The following is a 1778-nucleotide window of genomic DNA, read 5'->3' as shown; positions in this document are numbered from 1 at the left end:
GCCGGGCGCACGCTGACCGGCAGCGGCGGCGTGCAGTCCGAGGGCGCTGACCAGGCGGGCACGTGGGAGCAGGTCGGCCTCTCCGGCGCGGCCCGCGAGCTCGCCACCTCCCCCACCACCCCGGGGACCGGCCTCGCCATGGCCGGGTCCGGCGTGCACCCGTTCGTCACCACCGACCACGGCGCCACCTGGCAGCGGGTGCGCAGCATGCCCGTGGCCGACGGCTGGGGCATCCCCGTGGCCGACTCGACGACGCCCGGCGGGTTCTACGTGGCCCTGAACGGCGCGGCCGGCCGGGTCACGCTCGACCCGAGCTACCACGGCCGCATCGTGCACACCGCCGACGCCGGCAGGACCTGGACGGTGCTCCCGTTCCCGGACGTCGCGATCAGCGAGCTCGTCGCCCACGGCGACGCGCTCGCCGCGGTCACCGACGACGGCCTCTACCTCAGCAGGGACGGCGGCCAGCACTGGCGACGCGTCGCCCCGCAGTGGGACGGCCTCGTCTCCGGCGCCGCGTTCGCGGGCGACGACCTGCTCATCGCCACCTACGACGGCGTCTACCGCATCGCGGGCGTCCCCGACGGCGGCAGCGAGGTCACGCAGCCGTACGTGACCACCGACTACCCCGACCGCCCGCAGGGCATCGTGGCCGAGGGCTCCAGCGCCGTGCTGGTCCGCGGCGACGGCATGGCGCTCACCTCGACGGACTCCGGGGCGACCTGGACGGAGGGCGGCGACACCGAGCAGTCCTACGTCACCGTGACCACCCTGACGAACGGCACCGTGTACGCGTCGGGCCTGTCGTCGTTCAGCACGAGCGACGACCTCGGCAAGACGTGGCAGACCCACCCGCTGCCCGCGCGCGGGCCGCTCGCCACCGACGTCGACCACTGGCCCGGCACGCCGGACGAGCAGATCGTCATGTCGATGGAGAACGCCGGCATCTACACGACGGACGACGGCGAGGAGTGGACCAAGGCCGGCGTCTCCGGCAGCGACGTGACCGGCGTGCACGCCGGGGTCGACGCCGACGGCGAGCCCGTGCTGCGGGCCGTCGACTTCGAGGGCCTGCACCAGCGCTCCGTCGCCGACCTCACCCCGGACAAGCAGAACTGGGGCTCCATCGGGCACGAGGGCGTCATCGGCCGGCAGGTCTCCGAGGTCACGCAGTCGCCGCTGGGCGACCGCACGGTCTGGGCGATCGGCACCAACGCGTTCGGCGGCGGCCGCGTCCTCACGGCGGGCGCCGGCCAGTCCGACGCCGACCTCACGCAGGTGGGCCCGACCGGCGGTTTCAGCCCGACGGCGCTGGCCGTCTCCCCGCACGACGAGGGCACGGTCGCCGTGGGCTACACGTCCCTCGTGGACACGGGCCTGATGGTCTCGACCGACGGGTTCGAGACGTGGACCAGCTACGCGCACGAGGTGCTGGTGCAGCAGGTCGTCATGGACCCGGTGGACGAGGACCGCCTGTGGCTGGCGACGTCGTCCGGCCTGTACCGGTCCGACGACCTGGGCCGGACGATCACGCGGCTGACCAAGGACGAGGCGCGGTCGGTGTGGGTCGACCCCAGCGACACGGACCACGTGGTGATCGGTGAGACGCCGGGCATCCGCGTCAGCACCGACGGCGGCGAGACCTTCGCGGACGCCGAGGTGCCGAACACGTCCGCCGCGGTGGGCACGTTCGTGGCCGTCGAGGTGCCGGACGGCCCGGCGGCGGGCACCGAGCTCCTGGTCGCCGGCGCGGCGCGCTGGCGCCCGTACGGCCTGGC

General features: G+C 74.5%; 1 pseudogene. It reads left to right on the top strand.

Features of this window, described 5'->3' with window-relative positions:
• Positions 1-1778, top strand: a pseudogene (locus tag PROKR_RS34380) (hypothetical protein); the annotation flags it as partial.

Source organism: Promicromonospora kroppenstedtii DSM 19349 (assembly GCF_000515355.1).
Lineage (GTDB): Bacteria > Actinomycetota > Actinomycetes > Actinomycetales > Cellulomonadaceae > Promicromonospora > Promicromonospora kroppenstedtii.
Note: the sequence above shows the minus strand (reverse complement) of the source record. Positions and strands in the feature narration are given on the sequence as shown.